Source organism: Acinetobacter soli (assembly GCF_018139125.1).
GTDB lineage: Bacteria > Pseudomonadota > Gammaproteobacteria > Pseudomonadales > Moraxellaceae > Acinetobacter > Acinetobacter soli.
Genome location: NZ_CP073242.1, coordinates 76,693 through 92,843, shown reverse-complemented (window position 1 = coordinate 92,843; position 16,151 = coordinate 76,693). Strand labels below are relative to the sequence as shown.

The following is a 16,151-nucleotide window of genomic DNA, read 5'->3' as shown; positions in this document are numbered from 1 at the left end:
TACTAGTATTATAAGACGATCTTTAAGATTCATAAAGGTATATTTATGCTAAACCATAAAACCCAAGTTTGTTTTTTTAATAACCTGATTGGACGTTTTTATAAAAACTATTTGATCATAGGTGTTAAAACTTTAAACCTAGATTTTATTTTAGATGTTATTGAATTCCCGACATCAATTGAAGGCTTCAAAAAAGCACCTAAAGTATCAAAAATTAAAATACCTTTTACGCAACTTGCTCAGGATCTTCAACCACAAAATTACCTGGATTTAGTCCAATCTGATGCCAAAAATCTGTATCTGCAGATTGGGCAAGAAAGACGTTATATTCACGGCGAACAAACTAATTTTTCATATGCTACATCGGTGTTTCAGCAGATCGGTGATGATGAAGTGCGCCAGCTTGAGGCTTTGAACTTTGCACTGAAGCTCCAAAGCATTACTAATGGTATTCAGCAGCATACAACAGCGATTAAGACATATATCGAGCTAAAGCCTTTACGATATGCGTTTAGCTTAGATACGTTTATAAGTGCAACTGCAGATCTAGATCAACCTTTCGATACTCGTGAAGCGCTTTCTGGCCATATCGCTAACCATTGGGAAAAATGGGTTAAAGCAAATAATATCACCAGTGAAAGTTCTTATGATGCGGTGCTATTAAATGCCGATAAATTAATACTGATTCGAGTCGGTATTCACTCATTCTCAGTGAAGATTACAGACCTTGAAGTGGCTGACGGCATTATCTATGCTTCTCTTTGTGATTTAGAGCTCTTACAGGGGCTTCTACCAACGTTCTTTGATGGTATGCCTTGCCGTATTACTGCATATGCCGATATGAACATTCAATATGCTGTATCGCAATATAAGACTTGGCTATCAAGCCAAAACCTGAAGAAGATCCAGTACGTTCGCAAACAAGGTATTGAGAAGTACTTGCGTAAAAAATTAGAAGATGAAAGTGACTTAATCGGTAACGCGCAACTTGCCAAAACCCTAATGAATACCAGCTATACAGAACAAACAGTCTCATTTTTTTCTGACGCTTGGGGATTATCGTACGCAAACCATTTTGAGAAGAAAATTCGTCATGCTTTTGATCTGGTCATACAGGCTTTGGATCATGAAGGGATCTCATTAGAGCAGCTGCAGTTCATCAATAGCCTAACAAAAAGGGCAATTGAGAATGCTATTAACGAGATGCTGAGCAAGACTGGTTCGCCGTTAAACGTGGTACCAACACTCACTCAAGAATTACTGTTAATTTGCGATGAATTCAATGCCAAAAAACTCAACATATCAAGTGAGCTCTTGGATGCAATCACTCAGTTTGCAGAACAATATACAGTATCACCACTGTTGGCCATTAAGCGTGATAGCGCCGTGTATTTGCTGTATGAACCATTAGATGCCGATAATCAGTTAATTGATTATGAGTGGTTTTCTACTGCGGTATATACCAAAAATCAGTTTGTGCCTGAAGCCGATGAACAACATAAAACAAATGTAGCGGATCTTCTTAAATCGGTTGAAGTACTGCATGTATTCAAGCCGAATATCCTGTCGTGGACCAATGGCAAGGTATTTGAAACGCCAGAAGAAAAGAAAAATGCTTTTATGTTATGTCTCACACCTGAAGCATTTGAAAATCAAATAGAATTCTTACGCACTAAGAACGCAATACCAGGATATTTTAAAAACCTGATTACATCCTTAGGTGGTTTAAATACAGTGGCCACGGAACAAGATAAATACGGTGTATTTTTGATTGAGTCGATCGCTAAAAATTCGACTGGTTTTGCATATCAAGGACAACTCTTTCCTATCGATCAAAATGCCCAAATTGACTTAGATCAATGCTCAAATTTAACGCTTAATTCTAAACTACTACCAAAAAACTACCTGACCTTTAAAAGACTAATGAGATTAAGCGATAGTTTAACGAATGGCGTTAAATAGGTTTAAGGAATATTATTATTTTTACTTTAAGTTTAAATAGTGGTTTTTTAAATGCACAAAAATAAAGTATTATAGCTTCAAACTTAAAACCCTTTTTAAAGTTATACAGAGAATACTGAATGAAACTATTAAAAACTGCGATGGTGGGTATCCTTGGTACTGTATTAGCGCATACAGCTTTCGCATTTGAGGATGAAACTACCCCAACACCGAACTTTAAGGAAGCGTATGTAGGACTTTTAACGCCATCTAAAAGCTTTAATGTTGTTGCTGGTGGTCTTACACCTGAGATTAGCGAATACAAACTGTCTGATAGCTATTTTGAAAACAATTCAAATCAGCGTTATAAAGCGACAGCTCACCTTTACCAGCAAATGAATACTCAGCAACGTGCGATGTATATATTGCTTCAACATACAGCGTACTTAAACGATATTTTCTATCCTCAACGTAATCCGCTGACCAATCTGAACGTATCTGACGAACAATTAAATGTAGAGCCGGTACTTAAAAAGCTCCAGTCATTCCGTACTGATAATGGCCTGGTTGAAAAAGTTGTAGACCGTGAAACGATGCTCCAAGCATTAAAAGCACATTATGACTATTACATGCGTGACCAGTTCACCGTGCGTTTTTATGGCAAAAACCAAAATACCTTTACTTATGGCATAGATAACTTTTCAGGTTTAAAAATTCGTTCGGTAGAAGGGAATATTCGCATTGTCGATCGCAAAACAGGTACATTGTTGGGTGATTCAATGATTAAGTTAAACCACTGGATTCCATCTAACCGTGCCAGAGAGCGCCGTACTATTGATTTACCGTCTACCATGCCTGAATGGAAAGACGTAGACATTAAAGATCTTGCAATCAAATTCCAACCAACTGCAATCACAACCATGCAAGGTAAACGCATTGATATTAATAAGATCTATAAGTACAACACTGAAAAATTTAATTTCTAATGCATCAAGCGGTCTATCTCGACCGCTATTTTTTTTTGCTTCTGTACAATTATTAACCGTAGCCTAAGCAAAAGTTATAAGTTGCTTTTCCCACTAATCAAATTAAGGTTAAAACTATGAAAAAAGCTCTCCTATCAATTGCCACTGTAATCATGGTCGGGGGATGCTCAGAAGTGCCGAATGATATGTCGCATATCGATGTTTTTTCTTCCGATCGCTACCTATCAACTGCACATCAATTTAATAAGCTTGTTGATGATACGTTTAAGTATCCTTATTCAAAAATACCGTTTTTTCTAGTGACGAAAGGGTGGAGTGTTAGTGGTCCAAAAGAGCCAGTATCGCAAATTGTATATAGTTGCTTAACTTCTAATGAGGTGGAATTGGTGACAAAAATCAAGCCATTCATGCCCGAAGTGACCTACATCAAAACACCTGAAAACCAGGTGAAAAATTGCATCATTAAACATTCAAATGACTCAATTAATGCTGATGCGCTGAATGACCTTAAAGCGTTCCCTTTATTCCAAAAATATGCAGACAATCCATTTTTACGTAAGACCGTGGATGCTGCGAAAGCAGATGGCAAAATCTCAGTAAAAGAATATATGGATATTGTGCAGATTGTCATAAAATTAAGTGGAGCTGACAAACAGGTTCAGCTAGAGAAAACTATTCAAGAGCTTTAGGTATTCATATGTCGGAAAATCTATCCATGCATAGCATGTCGAATGAGGAATTGATTCAAGAATGGCTTGATAGCCTGAAGCTTGAAAATAAGTCCGACATGACGATTAATGAATACAAAAAGAGCTTACTTTTGATGTTAGAAATGCCTTTTTTTAAAGGTAAACATCTATTGGAACTAGACCGCGATTACATCACATCATTTCGGTTGCATCGAATCGATGTTGATATTGTTTCTGCAAGAACACTCAACAAAAATTTATCAGCTTTAAAAAACTTCCTGAACTATTGTCTGCGTAAGGAATATATACCTGAAAACTTCTTTTCTGACATTCGGGTTAAGTTCAAAAACCAAAGCTTACCGCGCCCGATCGCCGTGAATACGTTGAATGAGATCCTTGATAACAAGGCTCCATTAAATCCTAAATACAACAACCAAAAATTAAGAGATCTAGCAGCTGCAGAAATTGCATATTCTGGCGGTTTGCGTATTTCTGAATTACACGCCATCAAATTGAGTGACATTAGCCTCAGTACTTTGCAACTCAAAGTATTGGGTAAAGGGAACAGGGAACGTATTGTATTTTTAGGAAAGAAAGCATTAGAAGCACTTTCTACATGGCTTTTGATTCGTAATAAGTGGATCTCTAAAGCTGGAGTAGAAGACTGCGGATATTTGTTTATTGCACCATCTGGTAAGCACATTGCTAAAAACCATTTAGGCGCATGTATGACGGCGCTATTGAAAGCTCATGGCTCAGGTAATATCGGTAGTACACATGCCTTAAGACATAGCTTTGCATCGCATATGTATAACAAAACAAAAGACATTCGTTCTGTTCAGGAAATGTTAGGCCATAAGTCGCTTGCATCTACTCAAGTATATATTCTTGTCGATCACGAGACGTTGATTGAATCCTACAAAGATGCACACCCACGCGCCAGAGCGAACCAAGATTAATAATTGATTCGCTTCTTGTACTTATAAAGATATATCGTAAACTATCGAAATAATTAACTTTTGATGGTACCGGTAATGGCTAAGACTACAGATGTTAAAAAACAGAAACTTTCATATGTTGGCTTATCTGTAATTGAGTGTTTTGAAGAAGCTGGTTTAGATGATGTCTATATCAATGAAAAAATTGAAGAGTTTTCAGACCTAAAAAACTATGCTTCATTACATAAGGCATTAAGAATACTTGATGACGGCAACATGGCCCGTTTAGCAAAAAAATTAGAGGTTTCAGTCGATATGCTCAATGCGACATTGGCTGTGCTGAATAAAATATAAAAACGGATTGAACCAACCCATGAATGCAAATGAGCTTTATGAAAAGTTACAGCAAATTGGTAAGCCACTGGTCCACGTAGAAAGCCTCGTATCTACAATGCAGTTGGAAATTCCTGTTGAAGAGATTGAAAAACACATTGAACTTTTCGGGGTTAATTTTTTACTGGTAGAAGTTGTTCGATATACCTTTGACGGTTTTCTATCTCCAGAGTACCAACACTATATAGACAAATTCATTGCAGAAAATGAACTGGATGAAGATGTCATTTTGAATATCAGAAATAAAACATCATCAGATATAGGCCTGGTTAATGTTGGCTTTAATCTAAATGGTTGCATCCTTGGCTTAACCCATACGGATGAATGGATGGAACATTTATTCCACTTGGTTAAGTTCATTACTGACAGTGAAAAACGCGAGAAAAGTAGGAACTTTTGGTCTGAACAAGACAAAATCAAGGAACAAAAAGTTTTAGAAAAACAAGCCAAAGAAAAAGAAAGGGAAGTGATGATCCAACAGGTAGAGGATCTCACTAATACCGATGATTTTAAATTATGCAAAACGAAGGGTGAAATATTGTTGTTTTGGGAAAAGAACATTCCTGACCTATACAAAACTCTATCCAGAACTTTTATGGAAACAATGTCTAAGAAATATATCTCTATATTGCGTGGCTCATGAAGTGATGCTGACGATCGCTATTAAGGAAAACGCTTCACGATATGAGGAAGAACAACGAGTAGTGCATAAATCAGCGTTCTTGAACAACGCAAACAACAATAAAAATTAGTACTCAGCATTCACCAAAGTTTTGTATTGAGAATATTTCGTCAAATTTACTGTGTCACGTACTTGGCCATATTGAATACTGCCTAGATCTGAGTAGGTAAGGTTTTTCTTTTGAGATACTGCAACCAATAATTCATAGTTATTTCTTTGATTGAGTTCAATTGCTGAAGCGATATTTTTGTCATGGCTCACTTGAGAAATAATGCTTTGGATCTCCTTTCTATCTGAAGCAGATACATCCAATGTAGTTAAATAAAATCCGATCGATAGAAATATTGTGGCGGTTAAAGTGAATAGGGATGCACCAGTAAGATAAACGGCGCGTAGAGTTCTATACTTTGTATAAACCACAACTGAAGATATGCAGATTGCCAAACATAGCGCAAGAATAACGGCATGTTGGTCTAGATAATCTGAGAAAAGCATTGTAAAGCCTGAAGCACAAAAACATGTTATATCACTTAGCTACCAAGCCATTTGTAGTATTTGAGACTTATCGTATATATGAAATATAAATAGCAAACCTTTGGTATATACTGAATCGGTTTAAAGTGCTGAAACAATAGGCTTTAGAAATAAAATACTAGTCAAAATGTGAATAATCAGGGGGTACACATGGGGCAAGCTAAGCAAAGAGGTACAGCTCAAGAACGTGCTGAAAGTGCAATTCAAAGTACGATTGATGCAACCTTGGCAAAGATTAAGACCGTACTTGATGGATACTATCAAGACATGCCGAATAACTTCTCGCAAGCTGAAAATTACTTTACTGGATATGTCGCTGCATTTGATATTAAAGATGGGATGGAACTTGAAGGTAAAGAGTCTGAATGGGCTTATGATGGTTTACCTACGCCTACCGCTTTACTCAAACTCGTTGAAACTGAGTTAAACGAAGTGATACGTGAAGATAAAGAGTTTTTGGATGACTTTGATCCTGAAATGTATATTGAAGAACTAGGCGAAAACTTGATGTTCTTCCGCTATATAGGTGCTTCTAGTTTCGATACGCCAGATGATGTTTTGCATAATATTCAAACAGTGTCATTTTGGGCGCCACACTTGGTCATGATTAATGGCGTATGGCATAACACTTATGATGCTGGTGCGGTCAATGATGATGGTGAAACGGTCGGCATAAGATTCTAATTCTAGAGGGGTGCATATTGATTACTGCAGCATGCACCTTATTGGTTTAAACATTGCTGTATCGACTGAGCAATATTTTCAGATATTTTCCAGATTACTTTCTGATTAGATAAGCGATTTGCTTCTTCAGGATTGGCAATCACGCCGATCTCAATTAAAACCGCCGGCTTTTGTGATTTCTTCAGGACCACTAGATTGTCATATTGATATACGCCATTTGAGGTCAAAAGCTTTTTGTTTTCACCTGGTATATTCATGCCATGGTAAGTAGAAGGGCTTTCACCAATTGATTTTAGGTTCTGGCCAATGAGATTGGCGCATTTCAAACTTTTTCCGTATTCTGGATTTTTCTTTGATACAAAAATTGAAAAACCCTTGAGTTGATTCTTGTACTTGGTCAGCTCAGTAGGTATTGAGTCGTGGTGCACCGAAATAAAAAGATTAGCATTAGGGTATCTGGTCGCACGTTGAACCAGTGAGACTTTATCTTCATTCACTGAAGATCTGAGCACTTGGACATGACGCGATTTAAGAAAGTATTCAATAGAATTGACCATGCTTAGGTTGTAAGTGTATTCAGGATAGCCGTTAGCTGCAGTAGATCCAGCTTGTTTTGGTGAATGGCCAACATCAAGTACTACTGAATTTTCAGCAAAGATAGATTGTGTAATGATTGACATTGCTAATATCGATATACATTTTAGCTTTAGCACAATTAAAACCCTTTAAGCTATTATTAGGATTTTAAGTATATTAAATTTAAAAAAAATTAAAAGGTTTAAAGGGTTTTGTTGAAATGATTTAAGATGGTTTTAAGATGGTTTTAAGATGGTTTTAAGATGGTTTTAAAGTACTTATCATGAGGGATCTAAATACAATTTTGGATATAAAATTTATACATCGACTGTTCACTCAGTTTGTAGAACATCACCCACGACCATTGAGTATTCACTTCCTGAAAGGCACCTATATAGATGAATTAGAGGGGTATAAGTCTAAATGGCTCGTTCGGTCTATTCAGCGTCTTATTAAAAATTGGGTCCAATTAGGGATGATAGAGGATCTAGGGCGTTCTACTTGTCGTTCAGCTAAATATTATAGATTAAGTAAGTATGGTGAGCTGTTCCTTAAAATATATAGAACGAATGCTAATGTTAACTTTTATGACAATCCTAAGTTTAAGACATTAAAAAAAGATATTTCATATCGTTATTTTACATTTACATATTTTGCAATTTGCCAAAACAAATCCTTTAAATTGTCAGATCTGCAAAAACTTGGTGACTGCCTGAATTACCACATTCACGGACGTTCTTGGCAGCGTAATATTAATTTGTTCATTGAAGCTGGAATTATTTCATGTGAACGTCAATGTTCATCAGAAAGTTATAATTATCATGTAATCAAAGCATCCATCCATGCATTTGTGAAATCAGAACCCATTGAACGCATTGAGTTTGAAAAAAACTTGCTGAACTTAGGTATCGTGAACAATTATGAAAAATATATAGACTACAATAATTTGTTGTTTCACGTTTTGTTTAGCAAATGGGTTAACAGTCCACTTGAGTTTGGATATTTTGTCGATCAAAACTTTTACGGTGCCAGCTAAGCTCACTCAAAACATCTACGGTGTAATACACCGTAAAAAAGAATTGCACCTGGTACTTGCCACTAAAAAAATGACAGTGAATGACATTTTGAGAGAAAAAAATTGTGGGGTAGTGCCTTTTCTACTCCTTTGAGAATTTTAATTATGACAATTTTCGATACAAAATAAACAGGGTAGTCTCATTTTCATTAAACGACACATGAGTTGTCATTTCCGATTAAATAATATCAACGAGTTATAGCGTTTAGTGATAATCAGTGACATTAGTTAGAGACACATAAGTTGTCATTTTCACTACAGTTATAAATTTGCAAACTACGGTGTAATACACCGTAATATATAGACTTATTGTGCATGAACATTAAAGTTCCAAGTTTTCATATTACTAACTACTTTAAAGCTAATGTTTTAACTTGTTGTGAAGTTATCGTCTTATAGTCAGCAAATAAGGCATTCATTGACTTATAGGCTTTGTTGTGACCTCTATGAGTGATGATTGTTTTCTCACCTGTCTGTGCCATACAAACAACCAGGTATAAATCCCCTAAAAGGTAATCTGCTCTTAAAGCTTTAACATTCCCATTTTCAAATGTATTTTTAGCTTCGGCTACGGTTATACCCTGTTTGTTTTGCATCACTAAAACCCTTTCTATTTTAAAAACAAAACATCATTGTTTTAGTATAAGTACAAATATTGAAATTTGCACTACGCTTTTGGTGATTTGCACGAAGCATTTATTGTTATACTTCAACCATTCAAAGGCGTCTTAAAACAGGTTTTAAGTGTGCTTAATGATGGGGTTTAAAACCAAAAAAATAGCCCTTTTATTGGCCTATATTTTGATTGATTTGTTTTAGGAATGCCCTTGTTGCTTTCTTAATATTGTCGCTTGGTACTTTATTGCGGTATCCGTAATTTTGAAAAACTATATATTTTTGACCGACCATCTCTAAACCAAGTGTCGCCTGTTCTTCTAGATCGTTGTTTTGTTGAACATGGAATACGAGCACTGAACCCTCTTCTACTGAGTGTTTAAAGTTGTGATATACACAATGGCTCATTTTACTTCCCTCGATGTAGAGGTCATAAAAATTCAGGATCTCAGTAAAACGGTACCCGTTGTGCTCAACTGGTTCGGGTAAGACTCTTGCTGGCCAGTTGCGATCGATTAATTTTTGCTTTTTGTTTTCCATCTGCAGTCTATTTTTTTCATCTATCCAGTGTTGAATGCGGATCTTCATGCCTTGGATGCTTGACCGCTTATCAAACTGGTGAGCTCTAACCTGTTGCATGTAATCAAAGATCATATCTATATCTGATGAAAGCTGGTTTGTTTCTGACTGCTTCCCGATATAGGCGTTACGTGCCTTTGTGTCTTTATTGATATACATCAGCTTATAGAAAGCATGGTAAATGGTCTTAATGTTATTTTTGCACAACTGCCAGTTATTGCCACGCAACACATGGCGAACAGTCTTGTTCAGCAACCGATTTATAAAACGACTATTCGGTTTTTTTACACCTAGCTCCAGATGTAGTCCACTCAAATAAAGTAGGATCTCAACGCTTTGTTGTTCTCTGAAACGGTTTACATGTTCATCGTAGGTGCGATTTACCTTACCATACATCATGGCATTTTCTCTGCCGTACTCAAGATCAGTTCTGATTATTCCAAAAAAATGAGCCGTGATTGAGGTACCAATGTTTTTAAACCGGTTAAATGATTTTCTCGGTATTTTGAACAGATAATTCATACAACCATCAATATTCAAAAATACGCCGTCATTTAAAAGTTCGGCTGTGATTCTTTTCTCGCGGTCCAGCGGATCTAGGTAGACATATAGCGCGGTAAAATCTGGATTGTTTATGATGTACCTTTCAGCTGCAGCACAATCTAGACTTCTCTTTGCCAAGAAATCTACGATTTTGAGTGTTTGCAGATGCCGTGCTGTATAGTAGCCAACCTTAAAACCTGTTTTTACAATATGTGTGAAGTCGATCCCACTGGTTCTTTTAAACCATTCAACTATGACGTAATTTGAGTATGAGTGGTTTTTGTATAAGCCTCTTATGTAAGACATATACAGTATTTCCACAAGCGTAAGCTCTTTGCTCGTGAAGTTAGAACCTTTCTCGATTCTCTTTACATGAAGAAAGTCGGTTGCTACCTTGATAAAGATTTCTCCAAATGAGGTGTAATGACCGTAGCTGAAATACTTAATTCGGTAGATTGGGTTGTAGCGACCGCTTGAGGTCTTAACACGTACCCATTCTTTTTCGCTTCGGTCGTAACACCAAAACTCGTACCCTAAACGACAACGTTTATTCACGACATAGCGGTAGGTGTTGCAGATCGTGAGCATATTCTCAGTGGCGTTAACTTCCCAAGGTTTAAACGCAATAAGCTCTGTTATAGCTTCCCTGTAGAGCTGTGTTGCTTTGGGATTATTGAATAAGATCCGTTCTTTTTTTGAGGTCTTAGTGATTGCATTCATTTCGTCCACGACCTCACTAATGCTTTTAGCCAATCATCCATCAAATCAACTAAAATTGCCCGTTCTCTGCCTGTTGGATATGCGCTTAACTTCATATTCCAACTATTTGCCGACTCTTCTGTGCCGTGCACCAAAAACCCATTGTGTTGATCATTTTCAGCCAGCTTATCCGTCACCCAACATTCAAACAGTCTGGCAAAGATTTCTGTTGGCTGTGACCAATACATTGACCGTGATTGATCTAGGTGCATGGCGTTATTCATAAAGCCCGTACCGCCTTGTCTTTCTTCGTAATCAAGGTATTTGGTTGACTTAAAAGTAAGATAATTAACCAGCTTGATAAACTTATCTGCAGTCTGGCCATCTTTAAGATGTTTGTATGCTGACTCTTGATGATTCTGTACTGAGTAACGCCCTTTACTGGTGTAAAGAAAGTATTCGCTAAAAAAGTTATTATTGAGTCCGTTTCGTTTTGCCAAAACACAATCAAATCCGTGCGCGAACTCATGGGCTAGTGCTCCAACGCCTTGCGTCTTGGTCAAATGAATAAGCATATTACCTGGTTCAAAGTGAGCAGCTGCGCTATCAACGCCTGTGCCACGCGAACCGAATGCTATTCCTAGCTTACCGCCTAAAGATGCGAACGTAACGGGTAGACCTAGAAGTTCGACAAGATCCATTAGTGAGTCATACGTGCAATTCAGAAACCATGCACGTTCCTTTTGATTTACCCAATTGCCGAACTCGACTCCAGAAAATTTGAAATAGTCCATAAGCAACTGGCTATCGATGTTTTCACCCTTTCGATGGTCCTTACCCTCGCGCACTTCAACTCTGTCGTAGCGCGGTCTTTTGGGTGGTTTTGCGCGTCCTTTTTTGGGTTCTATGACTCGTTCATCTAAAATTGGCTGAAAAAATGTTTTTACTTTTTCTAGTGCTGCATTGAATGTGTCGTATTCCGTCCAATCATCTAGTGTTTGAAACCGCTTTGCTGAAATGGATTTAACGGCATACCACTTATGTTGACCAGTCTCAGTGTTTAATAATTTTTTGGCACCATAATTATCCGTATCAAGTACACGATCGTCTGGCCATCCTAAAGGGATTAAGTTTTTTAAGCGTAAACGTGTGTCTGAACTAAATGATAGTGGGTGTTTAACTCTGCGATTGGTATGTCGTCCAGCTGAGTAGCGTTCTAAAATATCTTTTTCACTTCGTCCAGCACCAAACTTAACGGTCATGTACGCATTAAAGTCGTCTGTCAGTTGTTCTAAACGTTCGTAGTGTGAGCTTTCATATTTGTTTTTTAAGAAGTGTAGCGTAGCAATGTAGGCATCATCCCATTGCTTTTGACCTATGCTAAACCAACCGCCCCCTAAAGGCTTGTTGGTTAAGTTTGCATAGACCAAAGAAAATAATAGTGCATGTTTTACAGGTTTATGGCCAGATTGGGCATCAGCTCTAAAATCAGGCTTTTGCCAATATTCCTTTTTAGTCACTAGGCTGTCAGACTTAATTCCATTCATGTTGCCTGAGAAGTCTGGTGATGGGTTGTCTTTACGTGCACCAGCAAACTTTTTACCTACATCCGTAATAGGACCATCTTTTTTTTCATTACTATTTATTTCTTCAGTCATAGCTAAACCACATAATTGTTAGTTGCGTATATCGTCCAAGATTTCTGACAGATCAAACAGATTAATATCTTTGAGTTTTGCTTCAGCATTGATGCACTCAAGTAAATTCATAAAACCAACAAAAATAATGTGTGGTATTGGTCTATTGTTGATATGCACGGGTGTTGACCAAGTGCGTACACGCGTTTCGCATATTTCAAGCCCTTGTTCTTCAAAAAGCTTGATCAATGTCGGGATGTCTTTGTCTAGTTGAGTAAGGGCTAATAACGACCGAAATACATCATTTAAGCTAATAGAGTGGTGACGATGGTTCGGATTGTGCTGTTTTCTATTGTCGCCCTGTTGTTGATTAAAGTAATGATGTTTTTCGCGATCTTGAGATGTTCTGTTTAAATATTTCATTTGGTATTAAGCTCCAAAGAGATAGCTGTAAATCAGGTACAAAATAAAAGTTATTGTTAATCCCGACACCAATAGAGAATTGATCGGGTAATTTTCTAAGTTAAAAGGTTTTCTGTGATAGCTCACTCCCCAATCTGAAACAGATCCTCGCTCTACGGCACTATAAAAGTTAGTTTGTGAGGCGTTTAAACGGTTGTTGTCTACTGATATGAATTCCAGTTTGCACAGCAATTCGTCACTCAGGTAGTTAAAGAAAGTCGTTGGTGTACCATTTGATAGGATGTGTATATAACCGACCTGTTTTTGGGTATAACCCATTCGCTCATACGCTTTTTGAAATTCGTGCGTTAAAGTCGCACTAAACTTATCCCCCTTATTTTTGGCAATCAGTTCAATTGGTGGCTCAGCTCCAGCCTGAATAAGCTTGGTGAATTTAGGACTACCACAACCCCAATTTTGAGAGATCCAAACACCGCGTTTTGTGTCGTGAATCAAACCATCAACAATGACCACGGCTGCATCACCGATGTCGCCGTTTTCTTTTTCTGTAAATTCGGTGTTATCAACGTCTTTTCTGAATTCTTCAGGCATTGGCCTTAAAACTTCTAAAAGATTGGTACTGTCACTTTGTACATGACCAGTAGCCAAAATCATCGACTCAATTTTTTTTAGGGCATGTTCAGGTACTATCAATACTGAATGTACACGCTGGTCATACGCATCAGATTGAATGTCTTGAGCTTCGGTATTCTTTTCAATAGTGCTTAATTCCATATTATTTCTCTGCCTGGGCTTTCTGGTATTCAACTGCAGTCTTCATTGAATATTCGGTATCATCTTCGTGCTCTGTACCAACCATGCTTTGCTGACCTTGGTATATACCTTTAACAGCATTGACGAATGCGTTATGCGCCGTAGCGTTGTAATACGTTAAGTTTCCAGCACTGGTCGAATCATTGAATGTCAAAGTATTAGGAACATGCCAAACTGCTGAATAAGCCTTGCCATCGATAACAACAATAGGTTCAAACTCGACCGCTTCACGGTGCTTGGTTTCATTCCATGGTGTATAGAAAACAGTATTGTTTTTGAGGTTGTAGACCTTGAATACGATCTGGCCAAGATTCCGTATTTTGGCCTCTTTGTTGTATGCCTCTAAAACCTTGTCTTTTTGGAAGTCTGTAATTTCAAGCTCAGGGTTCTTCGTAATCACCAGTGTTTCATCAGTCGTTTTAATCTCAGATGGAACGTAGATTTTTGAACCTTTAGGGAAACGTCCTGATTTCTCCAATGCGGATCTAAACTTGTTATTTGCATCCAAGAAGTTGCCAAACTCACTACTGAAGTAGCTGTAAAAATTTGATGCACTGGTGAACATGCCAAACTGATTCACCCGAACAATTTGCTCAGATACAGTGGATGCTAAACTTGCATATGGTTTGCCCGACACATCAATTTCGCGCCATTTGTAGTTACGTACACCTACTTCTTTGTCGCATGCATCATTAAACATAGATGTAGAAACAATATCGCCGTCCAAGCGCTTCACATAAGCAACCGGGTAACTGCGGATAGGTGCCATACGAACAGCTTTGTTTGAATTGGTGTAAAAGCCAGATGACGAAATGATATTTTGTTCAGATGATTTAATTTGATAACTTCGTAATGTATTTAACTGTCGATCAAAGCTATCAATTTCAGATTCATATAAAACATCACCCTCAACAGATGTCGCGATTGAATAAGGGGCATACATCACATCGCCCTGAACTTTATCCATGATCTGCTCAGCTTCAATACGATATAACGGCTGTGAGAACATGCCATTTGATGCCAAAGCTGGTAGATCTCCCCCTACACCAAAATTACACGCTACTTTGTGGCTGGTGGTAGAAAGGCTTGATTGAGGTAATTTGTAGTTAGATGGATTGTAAGTGGTAACACGTTCATCATATTTGCGAACTTGTTCCTCAACTTTCTTTTCAATGGGATCTATTTGTTCTTCTTGAGATGCAGTATCAGTATTTGAAGGCTTTAACTTATCACAACCAAATAGCAAAACTGACAATATCGCTATGGTAAGGGTTTTCTTATTCACTAATTAATGACCTAACTTAAAACTACTAATACCCCACATTATAATTAAAAATAAGTATTAATGAAGTGGTATTTAATAGTTTAAGGACTTTTAAGCGAAAAACCCAATATCATTAATTAGTTTTAACGAACATTCTTTTAATGCAACTTCATAACCGCCGTTATTATTAAATGTAAAAGCAAATGGTAGCATTTTATCAATCGCAAATATCTTCTCTAATAAGTCGTTGTTTTCTGCAGATGGCTTATCCTTTAAGGCATATTGCATGGAAAACTTAGCATTTATACCCGTGCTTTTATATAAAGCATTTATTTGTTCTTTAAGGCTTTTTTCCACTTCTTGCACAGTATTAAAAATAAAATTCTGATTAACAGTGAATTTATCAGTTTTCAAAGATCCAAAGGTCCACGCCAGACTCTCCGAAACCACATACCCTAGAACAGTCTGCAATTCTTCATCTTCAAATTTGTGATAATGAACGTATGATTTAGTTTTACCGTTAAAATATAAAATAGAAATGGAGAACAACACCTCTTTGTGAGCATATTTAAAAGGTACTTTAACAAGACTATAAAAGTTTAAGAGCTCAACGTTGGAGGCTTTAGACATATTTTTTAAAAAAATTTTAAAGACATTAAAGTGATTATACTAAAAATATCAAAGAAATGTTAAAGGGTTTTAAAGTGGATACAGTTGTTCTAAAAAATAGTTTAATTGCTAGTTTAGTTTTTGTATGTGTGTTCCTGGTGTTCCAAAACATCGACCATAGAGTTTCTGAACGTATACAGCTTGAGTCAACCAGTGCAGCATTCGAGTCGCTTGATAAAGACTTTTCTGCGATCAAAAGAAATGTGGATACTGAATTCAATAAGCTCCCGAAGTACGTGAAGCCAAGCAAAGAGCAATCGATCAATGATGCATTGGAATTCATTAAATTCTCGAAACAGACCTTTACTGACACAATGGCCCAAAATGAAGAACTTTTAGCAGAAGTTAAGGGTTTTGAGAAAAAGGCAAATGATGTTTTAGAAAAATAATAGTTATTTTAAAAAGAAAAAT

The 16,151-nt window shown here is 37.1% G+C and carries 18 protein-coding genes; 9 read left to right on the top strand and 9 right to left on the bottom strand.

The features are described 5' to 3' along the window. Positions 1–45: 45 nt before the first annotated feature. From KCV09_RS16385 to KCV09_RS16380, 6 genes are all read left to right on the top strand, one after another. Positions 46–1,962 (top strand): hypothetical protein, encoded by a 1,917-nt coding sequence (locus KCV09_RS16385; protein ID WP_228301603.1) that lies wholly within the window; start codon positions 46–48, stop codon positions 1,960–1,962. A gap of 119 nt (positions 1,963–2,081) precedes the next feature. After that, complete coding sequence (locus KCV09_RS15690) at positions 2,082–2,927, top strand: hypothetical protein (RefSeq protein ID WP_121532429.1); 846 nt, start codon at positions 2,082–2,084, stop codon at positions 2,925–2,927. A 116-nt stretch (positions 2,928–3,043) separates the two neighbouring features. After that, on the top strand, positions 3,044–3,616 hold the full coding sequence (locus tag KCV09_RS15685) for a hypothetical protein (RefSeq protein ID WP_046127922.1): 573 nt from the start codon (positions 3,044–3,046) through the stop codon (positions 3,614–3,616). Between the two features lie 8 nt (positions 3,617–3,624). After that, positions 3,625–4,575, top strand: a complete 951-nt coding sequence (locus KCV09_RS15680; RefSeq protein WP_228286913.1) for a tyrosine-type recombinase/integrase — start codon at positions 3,625–3,627, stop codon at positions 4,573–4,575. Positions 4,576–4,650: 75 nt separating this feature from the next. After that, on the top strand, positions 4,651–4,908 hold the full coding sequence (locus KCV09_RS15675) for a hypothetical protein (RefSeq protein WP_121532423.1): 258 nt from the start codon (positions 4,651–4,653) through the stop codon (positions 4,906–4,908). A 19-nt stretch (positions 4,909–4,927) separates the two neighbouring features. Further along, positions 4,928–5,590, top strand: a complete 663-nt coding sequence (locus KCV09_RS16380; RefSeq protein WP_228286912.1) for a hypothetical protein — start codon at positions 4,928–4,930, stop codon at positions 5,588–5,590. Positions 5,591–5,695: 105 nt separating this feature from the next. Here the strand turns inward: KCV09_RS16380 and KCV09_RS15665 are convergent, their stop codons facing one another. After that, positions 5,696–6,124: a hypothetical protein gene (locus KCV09_RS15665; RefSeq protein WP_125280692.1), complete on the bottom strand. Its 429-nt coding sequence runs from the start codon at positions 6,122–6,124 to the stop codon at positions 5,696–5,698. Positions 6,125–6,313: 189 nt separating this feature from the next. Here KCV09_RS15665 and KCV09_RS15660 point away from each other — a divergent pair, with 189 nt between their 5' ends. Then, positions 6,314–6,847, top strand: a complete 534-nt coding sequence (locus tag KCV09_RS15660; protein WP_043041555.1) for a hypothetical protein — start codon at positions 6,314–6,316, stop codon at positions 6,845–6,847. Between the two features lie 38 nt (positions 6,848–6,885). On the opposite strand, the gene KCV09_RS15655 is transcribed toward KCV09_RS15660, so the two are convergent. Beyond that, positions 6,886–7,527: an N-acetylmuramoyl-L-alanine amidase family protein gene (locus KCV09_RS15655; RefSeq protein ID WP_024160906.1), complete on the bottom strand. Its 642-nt coding sequence runs from the start codon at positions 7,525–7,527 to the stop codon at positions 6,886–6,888. Positions 7,528–7,898: 371 nt separating this feature from the next. On the opposite strand from KCV09_RS15655, the gene KCV09_RS15650 reads away from it, so the two are divergent. Then, positions 7,899–8,459 (top strand): hypothetical protein, encoded by a 561-nt coding sequence (locus KCV09_RS15650; RefSeq protein ID WP_225554397.1) that lies wholly within the window; start codon positions 7,899–7,901, stop codon positions 8,457–8,459. Between the two features lie 389 nt (positions 8,460–8,848). On the opposite strand, the gene KCV09_RS15645 is transcribed toward KCV09_RS15650, so the two are convergent. The 7 genes from KCV09_RS15645 to KCV09_RS15615 form a co-directional block, all read right to left on the bottom strand. Then, the gene (locus KCV09_RS15645; RefSeq protein ID WP_063454494.1) at positions 8,849–9,094 is read right to left on the bottom strand and encodes a hypothetical protein; all 246 of its coding nucleotides are present in this window, start codon (positions 9,092–9,094) and stop codon (positions 8,849–8,851) included. A 190-nt stretch (positions 9,095–9,284) separates the two neighbouring features. After that, positions 9,285–10,955 (bottom strand): PcfJ domain-containing protein, encoded by a 1,671-nt coding sequence (locus KCV09_RS15640; RefSeq protein WP_212515823.1) that lies wholly within the window; start codon positions 10,953–10,955, stop codon positions 9,285–9,287. Beyond that, positions 10,952–12,592, bottom strand: a complete 1,641-nt coding sequence (locus KCV09_RS15635) for an LPD1 domain-containing protein (RefSeq protein ID WP_212515822.1) — start codon at positions 12,590–12,592, stop codon at positions 10,952–10,954. Before KCV09_RS15635 ends, KCV09_RS15640 begins: the two co-directional genes overlap by 4 nt. Before the next feature lie 18 nt (positions 12,593–12,610). Next, the gene (locus tag KCV09_RS15630) at positions 12,611–12,994 is read right to left on the bottom strand and encodes a hypothetical protein (protein WP_005005744.1); all 384 of its coding nucleotides are present in this window, start codon (positions 12,992–12,994) and stop codon (positions 12,611–12,613) included. Between the two features lie 6 nt (positions 12,995–13,000). Further along, positions 13,001–13,768 carry a hypothetical protein gene (locus KCV09_RS15625; RefSeq protein WP_005005745.1) on the bottom strand — a complete coding sequence of 256 codons (768 nt, stop codon included), beginning with the start codon at positions 13,766–13,768 and terminating at the stop codon, positions 13,001–13,003. 1 nt (position 13,769) lies between these two features. Next, positions 13,770–15,092: a hypothetical protein gene (locus KCV09_RS15620; protein ID WP_005005746.1), complete on the bottom strand. Its 1,323-nt coding sequence runs from the start codon at positions 15,090–15,092 to the stop codon at positions 13,770–13,772. A gap of 90 nt (positions 15,093–15,182) precedes the next feature. Continuing rightward, positions 15,183–15,701, bottom strand: coding sequence for a hypothetical protein (locus KCV09_RS15615; protein ID WP_005005747.1), 519 nt, complete (start codon positions 15,699–15,701; stop codon positions 15,183–15,185). A 74-nt stretch (positions 15,702–15,775) separates the two neighbouring features. Between KCV09_RS15615 and KCV09_RS15610 the strand changes: the two genes are divergently transcribed. After that, positions 15,776–16,129, top strand: a complete 354-nt coding sequence (locus KCV09_RS15610; RefSeq protein WP_005005748.1) for a hypothetical protein — start codon at positions 15,776–15,778, stop codon at positions 16,127–16,129. Positions 16,130–16,151: the final 22 nt, after the last annotated feature.